Raw genomic sequence first — 15991 nt, forward strand, 5'->3', positions numbered from 1 at the left:
ATCACCACGGCCTGGGCCTCGTCGTCGGTCATGAGATCACCGCAGCTTCGGGTCGAAGGCGTCGCGGATGGCGTCGCCGAGCATGATGAAGGCCAGCACCGTGGCGGCGAGGAAGGCGGACGGCCAGATCAGCGGCGCGGCCGCCAGCCGGGCGTAACGCTGCGCGTCGGCGATCTGCAGGCCCCAGCTCAGCGCGCCGCCCTTGAGGCCCACGCCCAGGTAGGACAGGGTGGCCTCGGCGGCGATGTTCGCGCCCAGCAGCAGGGTCAGCACCACGATGACGGAGGCGATCGAGTTCGGCAGGATGTGCCGGAGCATCAGCCGCCCCGGGCCCGCCCCGAGCATCCGGGCCGCCGCCACGTAGTCCTGACTCTTCGCCGCGATCACCGAGGACCGCATGACCCGGGCCGACGACGTCCAGGTCAGCACGCCGAGGGTGATCGTCACCGCCATGACGCCGTTGTTCTTCTCCCCCGCGGACAGCCGGCCGGACAGGACGATCGCGCCGAGCAGGAACGGGACACCCAGCCAGATGTCGGTGAGCCGGGACAGGACCGAGTCGACGGGGCCGCCGAAGTAGCCGGCCGCCAGCCCGAACGCGATCCCGAGGACACCGGCCAGCAGGGTGGACAGGATCCCCACCTGGATCGAGTTGCGGGTGCCGTGAACGGTCTGGGCGAAGACGTCACAGCCCTGGAAGTCGTACCCGAAGATGGCCCCGCCGGCCGGGCCCTTGTGCTGGTTGGCCAGGGTGCAGGAGGCAGGGTCGGCCGAGGTGAACAGCGACGGGACCGCCGCCATCATCAGCACCAGCGCGACCAGGACCGCCGCGGCCCAGAAGATCTTGTTGCGGCGCAGGTCGGTCCAGGCGTCGCCGGCGAGGCTCCGCGTCTCATTCATAACGGATCCTGGGGTCGAGGGCGGCGTACAGCAGGTCGACAACGAGGTTCACGACCAGGAAGATGATCACCAGGATGCTGACGAAGCCGACCACCATCGGGCCGTCCTCGGTGCGGATCCCGCGGGCCAGGTTGAGGCCGACCCCCGGGATGTTGAACACCTGCTCGGTGATCAGCGCGCCGGACATCAGGGTGCCCAGGTCGACACCGATCAGCGTGATCACCGGGATCAGCGAGTTGCGCAGCACGTGCACCCAGGTCACCCGGCGCGGGGACAGGCCCTTGGCCCGGGCGGTCCGCACATAGTCCGACCGCAGGTTCTCCACCACCGACGTACGGGTGACGCGAAGCTCGGTGGCGACCACCGTGGTGGCCAGCACGATGGCCGGCAGCAGCATCGCGTAGAAGGAGGCGTTCCGGGAGGCGGTCGCCGGGAACCAGCCCAGCTCCATGCCGAAGATCAGCTGCGCGGTCGGCGCGAGCACCACGATCGGCATGGCCAGCAGCAGCAGGGTCGCCGCCAGCACACCGTTGTCGAAGTAGCCGCCGCGGCGGATGCCGGAGTAGACGCCGGCCACGATCGCGATCACCGCCGCGATGACGATCGCCATCAGCGACAACCGGAGGGTCGCCGGCCAGGCGTCCGACAGCATGGCCGAGATCTCCCGGCCGGTCATGGACTGGCCCAGATCGCCGGTGAGCAGGCCCTTCATGTAGTACCAGTACTGGCCGAGGAAACCCTCGTCCAAGTGGTAACGCTCAGTGAGTGCCGCACGCAGGCTGGCACTGACCGGTTTCTCGCCGGCCAGCGCCTGAACGGGGTCGTCCTGGTAGGCGAACATCAGCGCGAACACCACGAAGGTGGCCCCGAAGAACGTCAGGATCATCTGCAGCAGGCGCCGCACGACATAGCGGAACATCCGGTTCTTGCCTCTTCTTCCACACGCCGGTGGCGCCACGGTCGCATACGCTCCGTGACGCCACCACCGATCAAGCGGTCAGATCAGGCGACCGTCTCGATGTCGTACAGGTTCACGTTGGAGAAGAGGTCCATCTCCACGTTCTGCACGTGTTCCGAGTACCCGAAGACGTTCATCCGGGAGAACAGCGGGATGACCGGCATGTCCTCGGCCAGCATGTCCTCGGCCTCCTGCCACTTCTTCTCCGCCGCGGCCTGGGTCGTGGCCTCCGAGCCCTCGGCCACCAGCGCGTCGAACTCCGGGTTCTCGTAGCCGTAGAAGTTGGAGGAGCCGTCGATGCCGTAGATCGGGCCGAGGTAGTTCTCCATCAGCGGGTAGTCCATGACCCAGCCCATACGCATCAGGCCGAGCGGCTCGCGGGCCCGCGCCTTCGCCTGCAGCACCGCGAACTTCGCCTCCTGCACGCCGGTGCAGGTCACACCGAGGATGGCCCGGATCTGGTTGCAGGCCGCGTCGACCCAGGCCTGGTGGCCACCGTCGACGTTGTAAGTGATCTTGATCTCGGCGGGACCCTTGGCCGCGGCGTAGAGCTCCTTGGCCTTGGTCGGGTTGTAGTCGCACGACGTGCCGCAGCTGTTCTCCCGGTAACCGGCCACCACCGGCGACACGAACGACTTCGACACCAGCCGCGCGCCGAGGAAGATCTGGTTGGCGATCTCCTCCCGGTTGATCGCCATCGAGATGGCCCGGCGGACGTCGGGGTTCTTGTACTCCGGCTGGTACAGCGGGAAGCCGAGGAAGTCGATCGTCGAGTTGCTGCTGGTCTGATAACGCTCGCCCAGGTCGGACGAGGCCTTGGACAGCGACTCGATCGGGATCTCGGTCTGCACGTCGATGTTGTTCGAGACCAGGTCGGCGTACTGAGCGACCGGGTCCTGGTAGACCTTCCAGGTGATGCCGTCGATCTTCGGCACCTGGCCCTTGAAGTCGGCCACCTTCTCCACGACGATCTTGTCGTCGTGCTCCCACTGGCCCTTGATCTTGAACGGGCCGTTACCGATGATCTTCTCTTCGAAGCCCTTGGCGATCGAGCCGTCCTTGGCGAACGCGGCCTTCGGCAGCGGGTAGAAGACCGAGTAGGCCATCACCGTCTTCCAGCCGGAGAACGGCGCGGAGAGCGTGACCTGGAAGGTCAGCTCGTTGAGCACCTTGAGGCCGGACAGCTTGCTGACCTTCGGCTTGGGCGCCTTCTGCGGGCCCTTGCCGTCCGGGTCCTCGGGGTTCATCTCGGCATAGCCGGCGATCCGCGCGAAGAAGTAGCCGCTGTTCTGCGCGTTCGGCCCGTAGGCGCCGAAGTTCCACGCGTCGACGTAGCTCTGCGCGGTGACCTTCTCGCCGTTGTGGAACGTGAAGCCCGGCTTGAGCTTGATCGTCCACACCTTGTTGGTCTTGTCCGGGCGGATCGCCTCGGCCGCGACCTCGACCGGCTGGTTCTGCGAGTTGATGTCCACCAGCGGGTAGAACAGCGACTTCAGCACCTGAGAGCCCGTGGCGTCGCCGACGTTGGTCGGCAGGAGGGCGGCCGGCTCGGCGATCCCGATCGTGATGGTGTTCGCGTTCGCGCTCGCGTCGTCCGCGTCACCGTCGCCACAGCCGGCAACCAACAAGGAGATGGCGGCCGCACAGGCCGCCATCTTCCATGGGCGTTTCCCAAACATGGGAGTGCCTCCTTCAGGGGCGCTCACGAGGGGTGTGTGAGTCGCTGCCACTGTGACACAGAGGCACGAGAACCCGGAGCCCCGTTATCAAGCCGATATTCACCGTAAACATCCCGAGAAGATCCCTTGAGCATCCCTTTAGGCGGATTAAATCCTCCTGAACTGCGGATACTCCGAGGGGCTCCGGGTCCGGCACGGAGCGCAGCCTAGCCGAAGCATGGCTGCGGGGGCTCCTTCGGGCGGGTCAGACGAGACGCCGATCGGCCGCCCATCGTGACAGTTCGTAACGGTTACTCATCTGCAATTTGCGCAGAACGTTCGAAACGTGGGTCTCCACGGTCTTGATGGAGATGTACAGCTCTTTCGCGATCTCCTTGTACGCGTAGCCCCGGGCGAGCAGCCGCAGCACCTCCCGCTCCCGGTTGGTGAGCTGGTCCAGCTCCGGATCGGCCACCGGCACATCGGCCCGGGAGGCGAACGCGTCCAGCACGAAACCGGCCAGCCGCGGGCTGAAGACCGCGTCCCCGTCGGCCACCCGGCGCACCGCCGCGGCCAGCTCGTCCGGCGAGATCGTCTTCGTCACATAACCCCGGGCGCCGGCCCGGATCAGGCCGATCACGTCCTCCGCGGCATCCGACACCGACAGCGCCAGGAAACGGACCTGCGGATGGGTGCGGCGGACCTGCTCCAGCACGGCCCGGCCGCCGCCGTCCGGCATGTGCACGTCCAGCAGGACCACGTCGGGCTGCACCGCGGCGATCCGGCTGACCGCCTCCGCCACCGAACTCGCCTCCCCCACCACGTCGACGTGGGCGCCCAGCTCGGCACGCACCCCGGCGCGGAACATCGCGTGGTCGTCGACCAGGAAGACGGTCAGCCTGCGGGCCTCCGGCTCGATCGCGGGCTCGGTCATCGCACAGACTCCTTACCGGCGGTCACGCTCTCCCGCGCCATGGGAAGCATGAGCCGCACCTCCGTACCGTCTCCGAGGGCGCTGCGGATCTCCGCCCGCCCACCATGCCGTTGCATCCGCCCGATGATCGACCCGCGGACCCCGTGCCGGCTGTCCGCCACGCCGCCGAGCTCGAAGCCCGCGCCCCGATCCCGGACGAAGACGCTCAGCTCATCCTCCTCCACCTCGGCGTAGAGCGAAACCGTCTGCACCCCCGCATGCCGGGCCGCGTTGACCAGCGCCTCCCGCGCTGCCGCGACCAGCGCCGCCACCCGCTCGTCGCAGGAGGTGTCCCCCACCACGACGGTCTCCACGGTGATCGCGAAGGTGTCCTCCACCTCGGCCGCGGCCTGCTCCAGCGCCGCGGCGAACCGCTCCGTCGGCGAGCCGGCCGGCCGGTAGAGCCAGTTGCGGAGGCTGCGCTCCTGCCCCCGGGCCAGACGCTGCACCTCCTTGATGTCGGCGGAGTTGCGCTGGATCAGGGCCAGCGTGTGCAGCACCTGATCGTGGATCATGGCGGCCAGCTCGGCCCGCTCCTGCTCCCGGATCCGGCCCTCGCGCTCGGCCCGCAACTGCCCGAACGTGCGCCAGACCAGCGGCGCGACCACCACACCCACGCCGAGCAGGCCGACGAACGCGAAAATCACGCCGTTGACCACGGCGGTGAGCGAACCGTTGGCATAGACCGCGACCACGCCGATGATGCCGACCGCGACCAGCACCCCGCCCCCGATGAACCGGAACAGGAAGGACCGCCGGTCGGTCTCCGAGACGATGGCCGCGAACCACGGGGTGGACGCCAGGTTCTCCGAGCGCAGCTCGCGGCGGCTCGGGTCGGACTGGTGCCAGATCACACCGGCGCCGACCGCGATCACCGCGATCATCCAGCCGGCCGTGGTGGCCACCTGGTCCTCGAAGACCAGGGCCTGCAGCAGCACCACGCCCATGCCGATCGCGGCGAACGGCAGCAGGGCGCCGAAATCCCGGCGGGCCGGCTCCTCGTCGCCGCGCGCCTCCTGCGGGAGGACCGCCCAGTAGGCGGCGTAGAGCAGCAGGCCGAGAGCGTTGAAGCCGAGCAGCACGACGAGCGTGATGCGGATGGCCAGCACCGGCATGCCGAGGTGACGGGCCAGGCCGGCGGCGACCCCGGCGACGATGCGATGGTCGCGCGGCCGGTAGAGACGGCGCGGTTGCGGCGCGGCAGCGGTGGTCACCCACCGATCGTCACACGTCGGGCGGGCCAGGGCCACGGGGGTGTTCCCGGGTACCCGGGGTCGATATCTCAGGGTGGCCTCAGGGTCGGTTCCGGAAGCGCGTGGGGTGCGGGCGCGAGCAGGATCGAAGCATGAACGACGAAGCTGCCGAACCCCGCGGGCCTTCCACGCCGGGTGCCGGTCCGCAGGACGAGCCGGCACCTTCCACGTCCACCACCGCCGGCCCCGGCCCTGGTTTCGGCCCGGGCCCCGCTGCCGGCCCGGGTCCCGGTTTCCCGCAGGGGTCCAACGTGCCGCCGTGGGTCTCCGCCGCCTCCGCGGCCTGGGCCCGCCAGCAGCTGGTCCGGCCCCGCCACGGCCGTTACGTGGCCGGTGTCTGCGGCGCCCTGGGCAGGGCCACCAATACCGACCCGGTGCTCTGGCGGGTGCTGCTCGCCGTGCTCGGCGTCCTCGGCGGCACCGGCGTCCTGCTCTATCTGATCGGCTGGCTGATCATCCCGTCCGAGGGCGACACCGCCTCCCCGGTCGAGTCGCTGCTCGGCAAGGGCCAGTCCGGGATGGCGCCGCTGTCGGTGGTGCTGCTCGGCGCCGCCGCGCTGATCACCTTCGCGTTCATCGTCAACTCCGGCGCCCGTGCCAGCATGCTCGCGGCAGCCGTGATCCTCGGCGCGTTCCTGCTGATCAAACGGGGTGGCGCCCCCTCGTTTCCGGGTGCCCCGGCAGCGCCCCCACCACCGGCCCCGCCGCCGGCTCCGGCGACCGACGAGCCGACCGTGGCGTTCACCGCGCCGGCCCCGGCCGCACCGGCCGCTGAACCGGTGAACACGCCCGCGCCGCCGGCCGCGTACCCACCGCCGCCGTACACGCCGCCCGCGTACGCCCCGCCCGCATACACCCAGCCCGCGTACACCCCGCCGCCACCGCCCGCGCCGCCGGCCGGTGGGTTCCGCCCGCCGTTCGCGCCGCACGGCCCGTTCGCCGGTCCCACCCCGCCGCCGCCCGCCCCGCCGAAACCGCCCAAGGCGCCGAAGCCGCCGAAGGAGCGCTCGATCCTGGGCCGGCTGACGTTCTTCGCCGTCATCATGGTGACCGGCCTGGTCGGGCTGGTCGACATGAGCGGTGTGGACGTGGACATCTCCGCCTACTTCGCGGCGGCCCTGGTCACCACCGCGCTCGGCCTGATCGTCGGCACCTGGTTCGGCCGGGCCCGCGGTCTCATCGCGCTGGCCCTGGTGCTCAGCCTCGCGCTGGCCGTCTCCTCCGGGGCGGAGCGCGTCGGCGACAACTGGACGCCCAGCGTCTACCGCCCGACCACGCTCGCCGCCGTCGCCGACCAGTACGACTTCGACATCGGCAACGTCACCCTCGACCTGCGTGCCGTCGACTTCGACAAGCAGACCCAGAGCATCGGCGTCACCATGGAGCTCGGCCAGCTGCGTGTCCTGCTCCCGGACGACGTCGACGCGACAGTCACCGCCGGGGTCGACGGCGGCCGGATGGTCCTCTTCGGCGAGGAGTTCAACGACAGCTCCCACCACGAGGTCACCGACAACGGCACGCAGGGCGTCAACGACGGCAAACTCGCCCTCGACATCCGCGTCGACGCCGGCAACCTGGAGGTGATCCGATGAAACCGCACCGGATGGACGGGGTGTCCCTCAGCTTCGGGCTGATCTTCCTGACCGTCGCGCTCTGGTGGGCGATCTCCCAGGTGATCACCCTCGAACTGCCGGCGGTCGGCTGGATCGTGGCCGGCGGACTGATCTTCTTCGGGGTGATCGGCCTGTTCGGCGCCATCCGGTCCGGCCGGCGGGAGACGCCCGCCCCGGCGCCGGTCCCGGCCACCGCGACCACCGAGACCCCCGGCGACCTGCCCGCGGAGATGCACGCCGCGATCGTCCGTGAGCTGCTGGACGACCCGGCCGACAAGTTCGACCGCGAACACCCGGCAGGCAACCACCCCACCCGAACCGCGCACGACCGCCCTACCCAGACCGTGCCCGACCGCCCCACCCAGAGCACGACCGACCGTTCTCCCCAGCCCGCGGCCGACCGTCTCGCCAACAGCGCGACCGAACGTTCGCCCCACGGCGAGACCGACCGTTCTTTCCCGCACGCGGCCGGCCGGTCCGCCGACGGCGAGACCGACCGTTCTGTCTCGGGTACGACCGAGCGGCCCGCCCGGGACTGAGCCGCTGTGCCCCGCCCACGCAGGACTCTCTGGTGGGCGGGGCAATATGCTCGCTGGATGACCGCGTTTCCGACCGTTTCCGTCGCGCCCGTCCCCGGCGTGGGCGCCCGGGCCGCCCGCGCCCTGACCGCCGAGTTCGCCCGGCAGAACGCGGCAACGTCCGCTCTGCTGGTCGGCGCCGACCACGCCTCGCCCGTGGTGGCCGCCGCCGTCGAGGCGCTGCTGCCCGGCGACACCATCACGCTCGTTCCCAGCGACAACAGCAGCACCGACCTGCTCCGCGGCCACATCACCGGCCTGGGCAGCTGGGTCGCCGACCGGGTGAAGGTGCTGGAGTCCCTCGACGAGGCCCAGCCCGCCGACGTGGTGATCGTCGGCGAGCCGCTGACCGGCACCGCCGAGGAGACCCGTACGCTGATCGACCGCCTCGGCAAGTACCTCGCCGACGGCGCCGTCCTCTCGGTGGCCGTGCCCGCCGGCCCGGGCCGCACCGCCGGCGCCGCCGCTGAACTCTTCCGCCAGGGCGCCCTCTTCGGTGTCGGCTCCGACCTGGTGGTCCGCAACCAGCCGCCGCTGCGGGTGCACAAGCTGCGCTTCAGCCCGGCCGAGGTGTCGACGGCGTCCGCTGTCGCCCCCGCGTACCGGACGTCCAGCGTCCCGCTGACCCGGACCATGCACATCGACTCGAACGGTGTCGCCGCCGCCGGCATCGCGCTCGGTCTGGCCGCGCTGGCCCGCCGCGCCCGCCCGAAGTCGAAGCTGTGGCTGCTCCCCGCGGTCGCCGCCGCCCCGGTCGCCGCTTTCTTCCGTGACCCGGAGCGGGACGTCCCGACCGACCCGTCGGCCATCGCCTCCGCCGCCGACGGCAAGGTTCTCTCGGTGGAGCGGCTGCGGGACGAGCGGTTCGGCCCCGGCGAGTTCCTGCGGATCGCGGTGTTCCTGTCGGTCTTCGACGTGCACGTGAACCGGGCGCCGGTGGCCGGCCGGGTCGCCGACTACTTCGTCGAGGAAGGCGGCTACGCCAACGCCGCGACCGCTGCCGCTGAGCACAACGTGGCCGCCTACACGGTTCTGGACACCGCCCACGGCACCGTGGTCGTCGCCCAGCGCACCGGCCTGATCGCCCGCCGGATCGTGCAGCGCGCCCCCGTCGGCACCCTGCTGGCCAAGGGTGAGCGCTACGGCCTGATCCGTTTCGGCTCCCGCACCGACGTCTACCTTCCCGCCGACGGGGCCGAGGCCCTGGTCTCCGTCGGGGAACGCGTCGTCGGCGGTTCCACGGTCATCGCCCGCTGGAAGAGCTGAACGTGCTCGGCTGGTGATGAGGGCCCGCGTGAGACAGCCCTCACCACCAGCCGGATCTGACCGCAAGCGCGGCGAAGGCCGCCTCCCGGGTGGGAAGCGGCCTTCGCCGTCGAAGTCGGTGGGTCAGGCGCGCTTGGCGCGCATCCAGAGGACCGGGCCGCTGACCAGGTACGTCGCGACGATCATGACGAAGGTCATGCGGGGCTCGATCAGGGCGCCGACGATCGGCAGGAGCCACAGCCAGGGCGGGAGCTTCATCAGGCGGGCCAGCTTCGCGTAGGGGAAGCTGGAGACCATCGCGAAAGCGAGGAGCGTCACGCCGGCCAGCAGGACCATGCCGGGCAGCGGCAGGCCGATCAGCACGGTGAGGGCCAGGACGGCGGCGGCCATCGTGGTGGGGACGCCGCAGAAGAAGCGGCCGTCCTTCGGTGAGACGTTGAAGCGGGCCAGCCGGATCGCGGCGCAACCGGCCACCAGGGCGGTGGCGACGGCGGCGGCGGCCGGGGGCACCTCGTCGGCGAGGGAGGCGTAGACCACCACGGGCGCGGCGAGGCCGAACGAGCACATGTCGGCGAGCGAGTCCATCTGCGCGCCGAACGGGCTGGCGACGCCCAGCTTGCGGGCGAGCGCGCCGTCCAGGCCGTCGAAGACGACGCAGGCGACCAGGAACGCGGCGGCGATCCGGACCTGACCGTCCATGGCCAGGAAGATCGCCATCAGGCCGAGGGCGAGGCTGGCGAGGGTGCAGGCGTTGACGAGTGCGAAGCTCGCACGGCGGGACATGGTGCGCTCACCGGGAAGCAGGGGGATGGAAGCCGGCGCCGGGTCGGACTCGGCGACGGACACGTCCACAGGAACCCCCGGCGCGGGAATGGTGATCGTCCGCACCGGCTCGGATCCGACGTGAAGAACCTCGGCCCGGGTCGCGGTCGCGGCCCGTCCGGTCTCGGCGGAGCGGCGGCCCACCCGAACCAACAGGGCTTGCCGCGCGAGAGTCCCGCCGCGGCGCAGCCGGCCTGCCCAACGACGTCCGGCGGGACGGGGACTATCCGTCGTGCGACGCCGGCGCCAAGGGGTACTCGGCACGTGCTTCCTCCAGGGAGTTCGGTTGTTCCGTCGGTCACATATGTGCCCGGCGAAATTGCGGGTTACACCATCGCACAGCCGGACGGCCTTGGCGAGAGGGCGAACAGTCCTGGGGTGCAACGACGGGAGACACCTGTCGCATTCCCCGCGCCTCCCGGAGGACACGCCCTCAACCTTCCTTACGACGATTTTAGCCCGTGCGGACGAGTACATCCCGGGCCAGTTCGGTGAGCGGGAGGTTGCGGGCCTGCTCAGGGGTGAACCAGGCGGCTTCGGCGGTCGATCCGCCAGCGGCTTCGGTGACCGCCGCTGCGACCGGTTCGTCCACGCTGACCTGGTAGACCACGCGGATCACGTGCCAGTCGAGGGGCACCCCCTCGGGGCCCAGGGCGGCGGGGTCGTAGCGGTGCGAGACCCCGGCGAGCCCGGTGATCCGGCCGCGCTGGGAGGTCTCCTCGTACAGCTCGCGGGCCAGCGCCCGCTCCGGGGTCTCCCCGAAGTCGGTGCCGCCGCCGGCCAGGTGCCAGAGTCCCCCGCCCGGGTATCCGGCGGCGATCCGGGTCAGCAGGATCCGCCCGGCGGGGTCGGTGGCCAGCGCGTACGCCCCGAACCGCTGCACCCGCCCGGAGCGCTCCGGCTCGCCGGGCTCGACGGTGAAGCCGGCAGGCACCGCGCCCGGGTCGGCGGGCTCGACGGTGACGCCGAGGACACCGGCGGTGAACGGCAGCATCGGCCGTGCCGCCGCCTCGGCGGGGCTGACCCAGGCGGCGAGGTCGGTCGTGCCGGCGGTCTCGGGCCGCAGCGTGCCGCCGGTCACCTCGACGTCGTACACGATCCGGTCGGTGTGCTCGATCGAGCCGTCCGGCAGGCGGGCCAGGTCGGCCAGAACGGTCCGGACGCCGGCGATCCGCACGTCCAGCCCGGTCTCCTCGGTGAACTCCCGGACGACGGTGTCGTCCGGGTGCTCGCCGTGGTCGATGCCGCCACCGGGCAGGGACCAGACGCCGGGGAAGGCACTGGCGTCTGATCCGCGGGTGAGCAGCACGTCGCCGGTGGCGGAGCGGCAGACCCCGTACGCCGCCGCCCGTCTGAGGATCTTCACCGGATCAGATTAGCCGCGCCGCGCGCAACGCCTCCGCTGTCACCTCGGTGAGCTGGTCCCCGGCCAGTTCGGCGACCTGCTTGAGCGGCATCCACCGGGCTTCCGAGGTGGAGCCGCCGACGTCGTGGATGGTGACCTCGGTCGGCTGGTCGACGACGACGCGGTAGAACGCCCGGACGCCGTGCCAGTCGATCGGGTAGCCCTCCGGGCCGAGCGAGGCGGCGTCCCGGTGGCTGGCCACGCCGAGCAGCTCGATCAGGCGGCCGGCCTGCCCGGTCTCCTCGACAAGCTCGCGGAGCAGGGCGGCGCCGGGCTGCTCGCCGTAGTCGGTGCCGCCGCCGGGCAGGTGCCAGCAGCCGGCGCCCGGGTAGCCCTCGGCGATCCGGGTGAGCAGGAGGTTGTCGTACGGGTCGGTGGCGATCGCGTACGCCGCGAACCGTTGCGCCCGGTGCAGCCCGTCCGGCCCCTCGTAGGCGTAGAACGAGGGGAAGACCGGCGCCTCCTCGGGCCGCAGGTCGGCGGAGGCGGCGGAGAGCCCGAGCGCGGCCGCGGTGAACGGCCGGAGCTTGAGCCGCTCCGCTTCCGCCAGGGTGTGCCATCGGGCCAGGTCGGTGTTGTGGCCGACCCGGTCGATGAGGGTGCCGCCGCGCACCGACACGGTGTAGATCAGCCGGTCGGTGTGGATGGTGACGCCGCGGTGCGGCATCGAGCGCATGTCGGCCAGCACGTCCTGGAGCCCGGAGACGGCGACGGAGAGCCCGGTCTCCGCCGCGGTCTCGCGGACGACGGTGTGGTTGGGGTCTTCGCCGTGATCGACGGCGCCGCCGGGCAGCGACCAGACGCCGGGCGTGCCGGACTTGGACGAGGCCCGGACCAGGAGGACGCGGCCTTCGCCGTCGCGGGCGACGGCGTAGGCGGCGATCCTGCGGAGCGGTTCGAGTGCGGGGGTCACGGGCGGCATTCTGCCCGCTTTATGTTAACTCCCAAGAACATCTGTCAAATTCCTGACAGTGGGATAACGGCGAGTAATCGCAGCTCAGGGCGGGTTACACCGCCCTGGGCGATTGATCCACTACTGACCGTCACTCCCACTCGATGGTGCCCGGCGGCTTGCTCGTGACGTCCAGCACCACCCGGTTGATCTCGCGAACCTCGTTGGTGATCCGGTTCGAGATCTTGGCGATCAGGTCGTACGGCAGACGCGACCAGTCGGCGGTCATGGCGTCCTCGGAGGAGACCGGCCGCAGCACCACCGGATGCCCGTAGGTCCGCCCGTCGCCCTGCACGCCGACGCTGCGCACGTCGGCCAGCAGCACCACCGGGAACTGCCAGACCTCCCGGTCCAGCCCGGAGGCGGCCAGCTCCTCGCGGGCGATCAGGTCGGCCGCGCGCAGGATGTCGAGACGCTCCCGGTCGATCGCGCCGATGATCCGGATCGCCAGGCCGGGGCCGGGGAACGGGTGCCGCTGCACCATCTCCTCCGGCAGGCCCAGCTCGACCCCGAGCGCCCGCACCTCGTCCTTGAACAGCGTGCGCAGCGGCTCGATCAGGGCGAACTGCAGGTCGTCGGGGAGGCCGCCGACGTTGTGGTGCGACTTGATGTTGGCGGTGCCGGTGCCGCCACCCGACTCCACCACGTCCGGGTAGAGCGTGCCCTGGACCAGGAACTCGATGTGGCGCTCGGCGTCGAGCTCGCGGGCGGCCTCCTCGAAGGTCCGGATGAACTCCCGGCCGATGATCTTGCGCTTCTGCTCCGGGTCGGTCACACCGGACAGATGCCCGAGGAACTGCTCCTCGACGTTCTTCACGACGAGCCGGATACCGGTCGCCGCAACGTAGTCCTTCTCGACCTGCTCGGCCTCGCCCGACCGCAGCAGGCCGTGGTCGACGAAGATGCAGGTCAGCTGGTCGCCGATCGCCTTGTGGACGAGAGCCGCGGCGACCGCGGAGTCGACGCCGCCGGAGAGCCCGCAGATGACCTGCTTGTCGCCGACCTGCTGCCGGATCAGGGCGACCTGCTCCTCGATGATGTTGCTGGGAGTCCAGGTCGGTTCGATGCCGGCGATGTCGTACAGGAAGCGCTTGAGCATCTCCTGGCCCTGCTCGGTGTGCGCCACCTCGGGGTGGAACTGCACACCGGCCCGCTTGGAGGTCAGGTCCTCGAAGGCGGCGACCGGGGCGCCCGGCGTGGAGGCGGTGACCGCGAAGCCGGAAGGGGCGACCGCGACGCTGTCGCCGTGGCTCATCCACACCGGCAGGTCGGCCGGCAGCTCCCGGAGCAGCGTGCCGCCTTCAACCGAGAGGAGGGTCCGCCCGTACTCCCGGGAGCCGGTGTGGGCGACGGTGCCGCCGAGGGCCTGGGCCATCGCCTGGAAGCCGTAGCAGATGCCGAAGACCGGCACATCGCTGTCGAAGAGGCCGGCGTCGAGCGTGGGCGCACCCGGCTCGTACACACTGGAGGGGCCACCGGACAGGATGACCGCGGCGGGGTTCTTCGCCAGCATCTCGGCCACCGGCATCGAGTGCGGGACGATCTCGGAGTAGACACGGGCCTCGCGGACCCGGCGGGCGATCAACTGAGCGTACTGGGCGCCGAAGTCGACGACGAGAACGGGACGCGGGGTACTCACCCGGCGAGTTTACCGGCGGGCGAGTACCCCGGACCGCTCAGGATCGGGTGTAGGTGCGGATCGGTGTGTACGTCACGTTGCCGGCGCGGTCGTACACCCGGACCTGGACCTTGAGGGTCTTGGCCCGGTTGGCGGTGTTGAAGCTGAGCAGATAGCCCGCGGTGGTGTCGGTCGCCACCACGCCGCCGTTCACCAGCAGCTGGACCTGGCTGATCCCGGACGCGTCGGCGGCCTTCACCGAGGTCGTCACGACGCCGCTCACCTTGGCGCCGTTGGCGGGCGCGCTGATGATCGACGCGGTCGGCGCGATGTTGTCGGCCCACAGCTTGCGCACGCCGGTCAGCCGCTGGTTGCCGGCCTTGTCGGTGATCCGCAGCTGCACGTTGATCGTGCCGTTGCGGCCTGCCGTGTTGAGGACCGGCGCGAACGGGGCGGTGAAGTCCCAGCTGTGCCACTTGCCGTCCGCGATGATCTCGACGGAACGGACGCCGGACCAGTTGTCGGCGAGACCGGCCGGGGTGACCGCCACGTTGCCGCGGACCCGGGCCCACTCGGCCGGGTTGACCCCGGTCACGGTCGGCGCGGTGGTGTCGGTTCCGGCGGTCAGCGCGATCGCGGCGTTGATCGACCCGTACTGGGTCCAGGAGGCGTCCTTGCGGGCCGACGCGACGAGCGCGCGCTGCAGGCTCCAGCCGGTGTACCCCGGGCTCTTCGACGCGACCAGCGCGGCCACGCCGGCGACCAGGGGCGCCGCGAAGGACGTGCCCTGCACCTCGTAGTCGTCGTAGACGATGTTGCCGTACTTGTCCCGGACGGTGACCCAGCAGGAGCGGTCGCCGTCGACGCAGTACTTGCCGTAGCGGGTCATCGCCGCCGTGATGCCCGGCGCGGCCACGTCGACCCAGGTGCCGTAGCTGGCGAAGTCGGCACGGGTGGTCCCGCCGGTCCGGGTGTCGGTGGCGCCGACCGCGAGCACGTCGGGGTACGCCGCCGGGTAGACCATCCGGTTGTTGCCGTTGTTGCCCGCCGCCGCCACGACCAGCACGCCCTTGGCGTTCGCCCAGGCGACCGCGTTCTGCAGCACCGGGGAGGCGCCGTACCCGCCGAGCGACATGTTGATGATCTTCGCGCCGCGCTGGGTGGCGTAGAGGATGCCCTGCGCGATCTCGGAGTGGCTGCCGCTGCCCTGGTCGTCGAGGACCTTGACCGGCAGGATGTGGCAGCCGCCGCAGACACCGGCCATGCCGACGCCGTTGTCCGGGGTGGCCGCGATCAGCGAGGACACCATGGTGCCGTGGCCCTCGTCGTCGGACGCGCTGTCGTCGTCGTTGACGAAGTCGTACCCGGGCAGCACCTTGCCGGCCAGCGACAGGTCGCCGTATGCGTTCACGCCGGTGTCCAGGACCGCGACCGTGACACCCGCGCCGGTCGTGACGTCCCAGGCGGACGGCACCTTGATCTGGGCCAGCTCGGGCTGCTTGCCGGCGGTGAAGACCGGGTCGTTCGGCGTCACGTCGAGCTTCTTGACCACCGGGTCGGCCTGCACGTACGCCACGTTCGGGTCGAGCTTGAGGGCCGTGGTCACGGCCGCGGCGCGGCTCGACGGCACCTGGACCGACTTGGCCCGGATCTGGCCGAGCAGGCGGCGGCCGACCGGGTCGTTCTTGCCGTCGGCGCCGGGCAGCCCCAGCCGGCTGAGGCTCGGCAGGGCGACGTCGGCCTGCACGCCGGGCCGCAGGCCGACCAGCAGGCGCACCTCGGACTCGGCGCCGGCGGACGTGGGCCCGGTCACCGAGGCGCTGGCGATCGAAGCGATGCTCGCGCCGGCCAGCAGCGCGGCGGCAGCGGCCCCCACGACGATGCGCCGGTGAGTGGATTTCATTCTCGGACAGCCTCCCCGTGCCGCGATCCACCGCGGACCGGGGAATCGCCGCGACAGCGTACCGGTGATCTTATATTTCGCAATAGGCCCTT

The 15991-nt window shown here is 70.9% G+C and carries 13 protein-coding genes; 3 read left to right on the forward strand and 10 right to left on the reverse strand.

The features are described 5' to 3' along the window. Positions 1–36 precede the first annotated feature (36 nt). The 5 genes from ACZ3II_RS08890 to ACZ3II_RS08910 all read right to left on the reverse strand — a co-directional run bounded on the left by ACZ3II_RS08890 (position 37) and on the right by ACZ3II_RS08910 (position 5703). Positions 37–900, reverse strand: coding sequence for an ABC transporter permease (locus ACZ3II_RS08890; protein ID WP_465517041.1), 864 nt, complete (start codon positions 898–900; stop codon positions 37–39). Continuing rightward, positions 893–1819 (reverse strand): ABC transporter permease, encoded by a 927-nt coding sequence (locus ACZ3II_RS08895; protein ID WP_465517042.1) that lies wholly within the window; start codon positions 1817–1819, stop codon positions 893–895. The genes ACZ3II_RS08890 and ACZ3II_RS08895 overlap by 8 nt, the downstream gene beginning before the upstream one ends. Positions 1820–1902: 83 nt before the next feature. Continuing rightward, positions 1903–3537 carry a peptide ABC transporter substrate-binding protein gene (locus ACZ3II_RS08900; RefSeq protein WP_465517043.1) on the reverse strand — a complete coding sequence of 545 codons (1635 nt, stop codon included), beginning with the start codon at positions 3535–3537 and terminating at the stop codon, positions 1903–1905. 244 nt (positions 3538–3781) lie between these two features. Continuing rightward, complete coding sequence (locus tag ACZ3II_RS08905; protein ID WP_465517044.1) at positions 3782–4450, reverse strand: response regulator; 669 nt, start codon at positions 4448–4450, stop codon at positions 3782–3784. After that, on the reverse strand, positions 4447–5703 hold the full coding sequence (locus ACZ3II_RS08910; RefSeq protein WP_465517045.1) for a PspC domain-containing protein: 1257 nt from the start codon (positions 5701–5703) through the stop codon (positions 4447–4449). The genes ACZ3II_RS08905 and ACZ3II_RS08910 overlap by 4 nt, the downstream gene beginning before the upstream one ends. 131 nt (positions 5704–5834) lie before the next feature. Between ACZ3II_RS08910 and ACZ3II_RS08915 the strand changes: the two genes are divergently transcribed. From ACZ3II_RS08915 to ACZ3II_RS08925, 3 genes are read left to right on the forward strand one after another with little or no spacing between them, the layout of a single operon-like run. Further along, positions 5835–7334, forward strand: a complete 1500-nt coding sequence (locus tag ACZ3II_RS08915; RefSeq protein WP_465517046.1) for a PspC domain-containing protein — start codon at positions 5835–5837, stop codon at positions 7332–7334. Further along, entirely contained in the window at positions 7331–7894 is a 564-nt protein-coding gene (locus ACZ3II_RS08920) for a phage holin family protein (RefSeq protein ID WP_465517047.1), read from the forward strand. The genes ACZ3II_RS08915 and ACZ3II_RS08920 overlap by 4 nt, the downstream gene beginning before the upstream one ends. Positions 7895–7951: 57 nt before the next feature. Then, complete coding sequence (locus ACZ3II_RS08925; protein WP_465517048.1) at positions 7952–9199, forward strand: phosphatidylserine decarboxylase; 1248 nt, start codon at positions 7952–7954, stop codon at positions 9197–9199. 123 nt (positions 9200–9322) lie between these two features. Here ACZ3II_RS08925 and ACZ3II_RS08930 read toward each other — a convergent pair whose 3' ends face one another. The 5 genes from ACZ3II_RS08930 to ACZ3II_RS08950 all read right to left on the reverse strand — a co-directional run bounded on the left by ACZ3II_RS08930 (position 9323) and on the right by ACZ3II_RS08950 (position 15899). Further along, the gene (locus ACZ3II_RS08930) at positions 9323–10210 is read right to left on the reverse strand and encodes a CDP-alcohol phosphatidyltransferase family protein (RefSeq protein ID WP_465517255.1); all 888 of its coding nucleotides are present in this window, start codon (positions 10208–10210) and stop codon (positions 9323–9325) included. 265 nt (positions 10211–10475) lie between these two features. Further along, the gene (locus tag ACZ3II_RS08935; RefSeq protein WP_465517049.1) at positions 10476–11387 is read right to left on the reverse strand and encodes an NUDIX hydrolase; all 912 of its coding nucleotides are present in this window, start codon (positions 11385–11387) and stop codon (positions 10476–10478) included. Between the two features lie 4 nt (positions 11388–11391). Then, entirely contained in the window at positions 11392–12339 is a 948-nt protein-coding gene (locus ACZ3II_RS08940; protein WP_465517050.1) for an NUDIX hydrolase, read from the reverse strand. Positions 12340–12469: 130 nt separating this feature from the next. Then, complete coding sequence (gene guaA, locus ACZ3II_RS08945) at positions 12470–14017, reverse strand: glutamine-hydrolyzing GMP synthase (protein ID WP_465517051.1); 1548 nt, start codon at positions 14015–14017, stop codon at positions 12470–12472. Between the two features lie 37 nt (positions 14018–14054). Continuing rightward, on the reverse strand, positions 14055–15899 hold the full coding sequence (locus ACZ3II_RS08950) for a S8 family serine peptidase (RefSeq protein ID WP_465517052.1): 1845 nt from the start codon (positions 15897–15899) through the stop codon (positions 14055–14057). Between the last annotated feature and the right edge of the window lie 92 nt (positions 15900–15991).

Source organism: Actinoplanes sp. NPDC019969, from assembly GCF_055562375.1.

What these genes read in the sequence shown, in the direction of transcription:
- ACZ3II_RS08950 (WP_465517052.1), bottom strand. Translation starts at nt 15,899, where the DNA reads ATGAAATCCACTCACCGGCGCATCGTCGTGGGGGCCGCTGCCGCCGCG.
- ACZ3II_RS08920 (WP_465517047.1), top strand. Translation starts at nt 7,331, where the DNA reads ATGAAACCGCACCGGATGGACGGGGTGTCCCTCAGCTTCGGGCTGATC.
- ACZ3II_RS08915 (WP_465517046.1), top strand. Translation starts at nt 5,835, where the DNA reads ATGAACGACGAAGCTGCCGAACCCCGCGGGCCTTCCACGCCGGGTGCC.
- ACZ3II_RS08895 (WP_465517042.1), bottom strand. Translation starts at nt 1,819, where the DNA reads ATGTTCCGCTATGTCGTGCGGCGCCTGCTGCAGATGATCCTGACGTTC.
- ACZ3II_RS08905 (WP_465517044.1), bottom strand. Translation starts at nt 4,450, where the DNA reads ATGACCGAGCCCGCGATCGAGCCGGAGGCCCGCAGGCTGACCGTCTTC.
- ACZ3II_RS08890 (WP_465517041.1), bottom strand. Translation starts at nt 900, where the DNA reads ATGAATGAGACGCGGAGCCTCGCCGGCGACGCCTGGACCGACCTGCGC.
- ACZ3II_RS08925 (WP_465517048.1), top strand. Translation starts at nt 7,952, where the DNA reads ATGACCGCGTTTCCGACCGTTTCCGTCGCGCCCGTCCCCGGCGTGGGC.
- ACZ3II_RS08900 (WP_465517043.1), bottom strand. Translation starts at nt 3,537, where the DNA reads ATGTTTGGGAAACGCCCATGGAAGATGGCGGCCTGTGCGGCCGCCATC.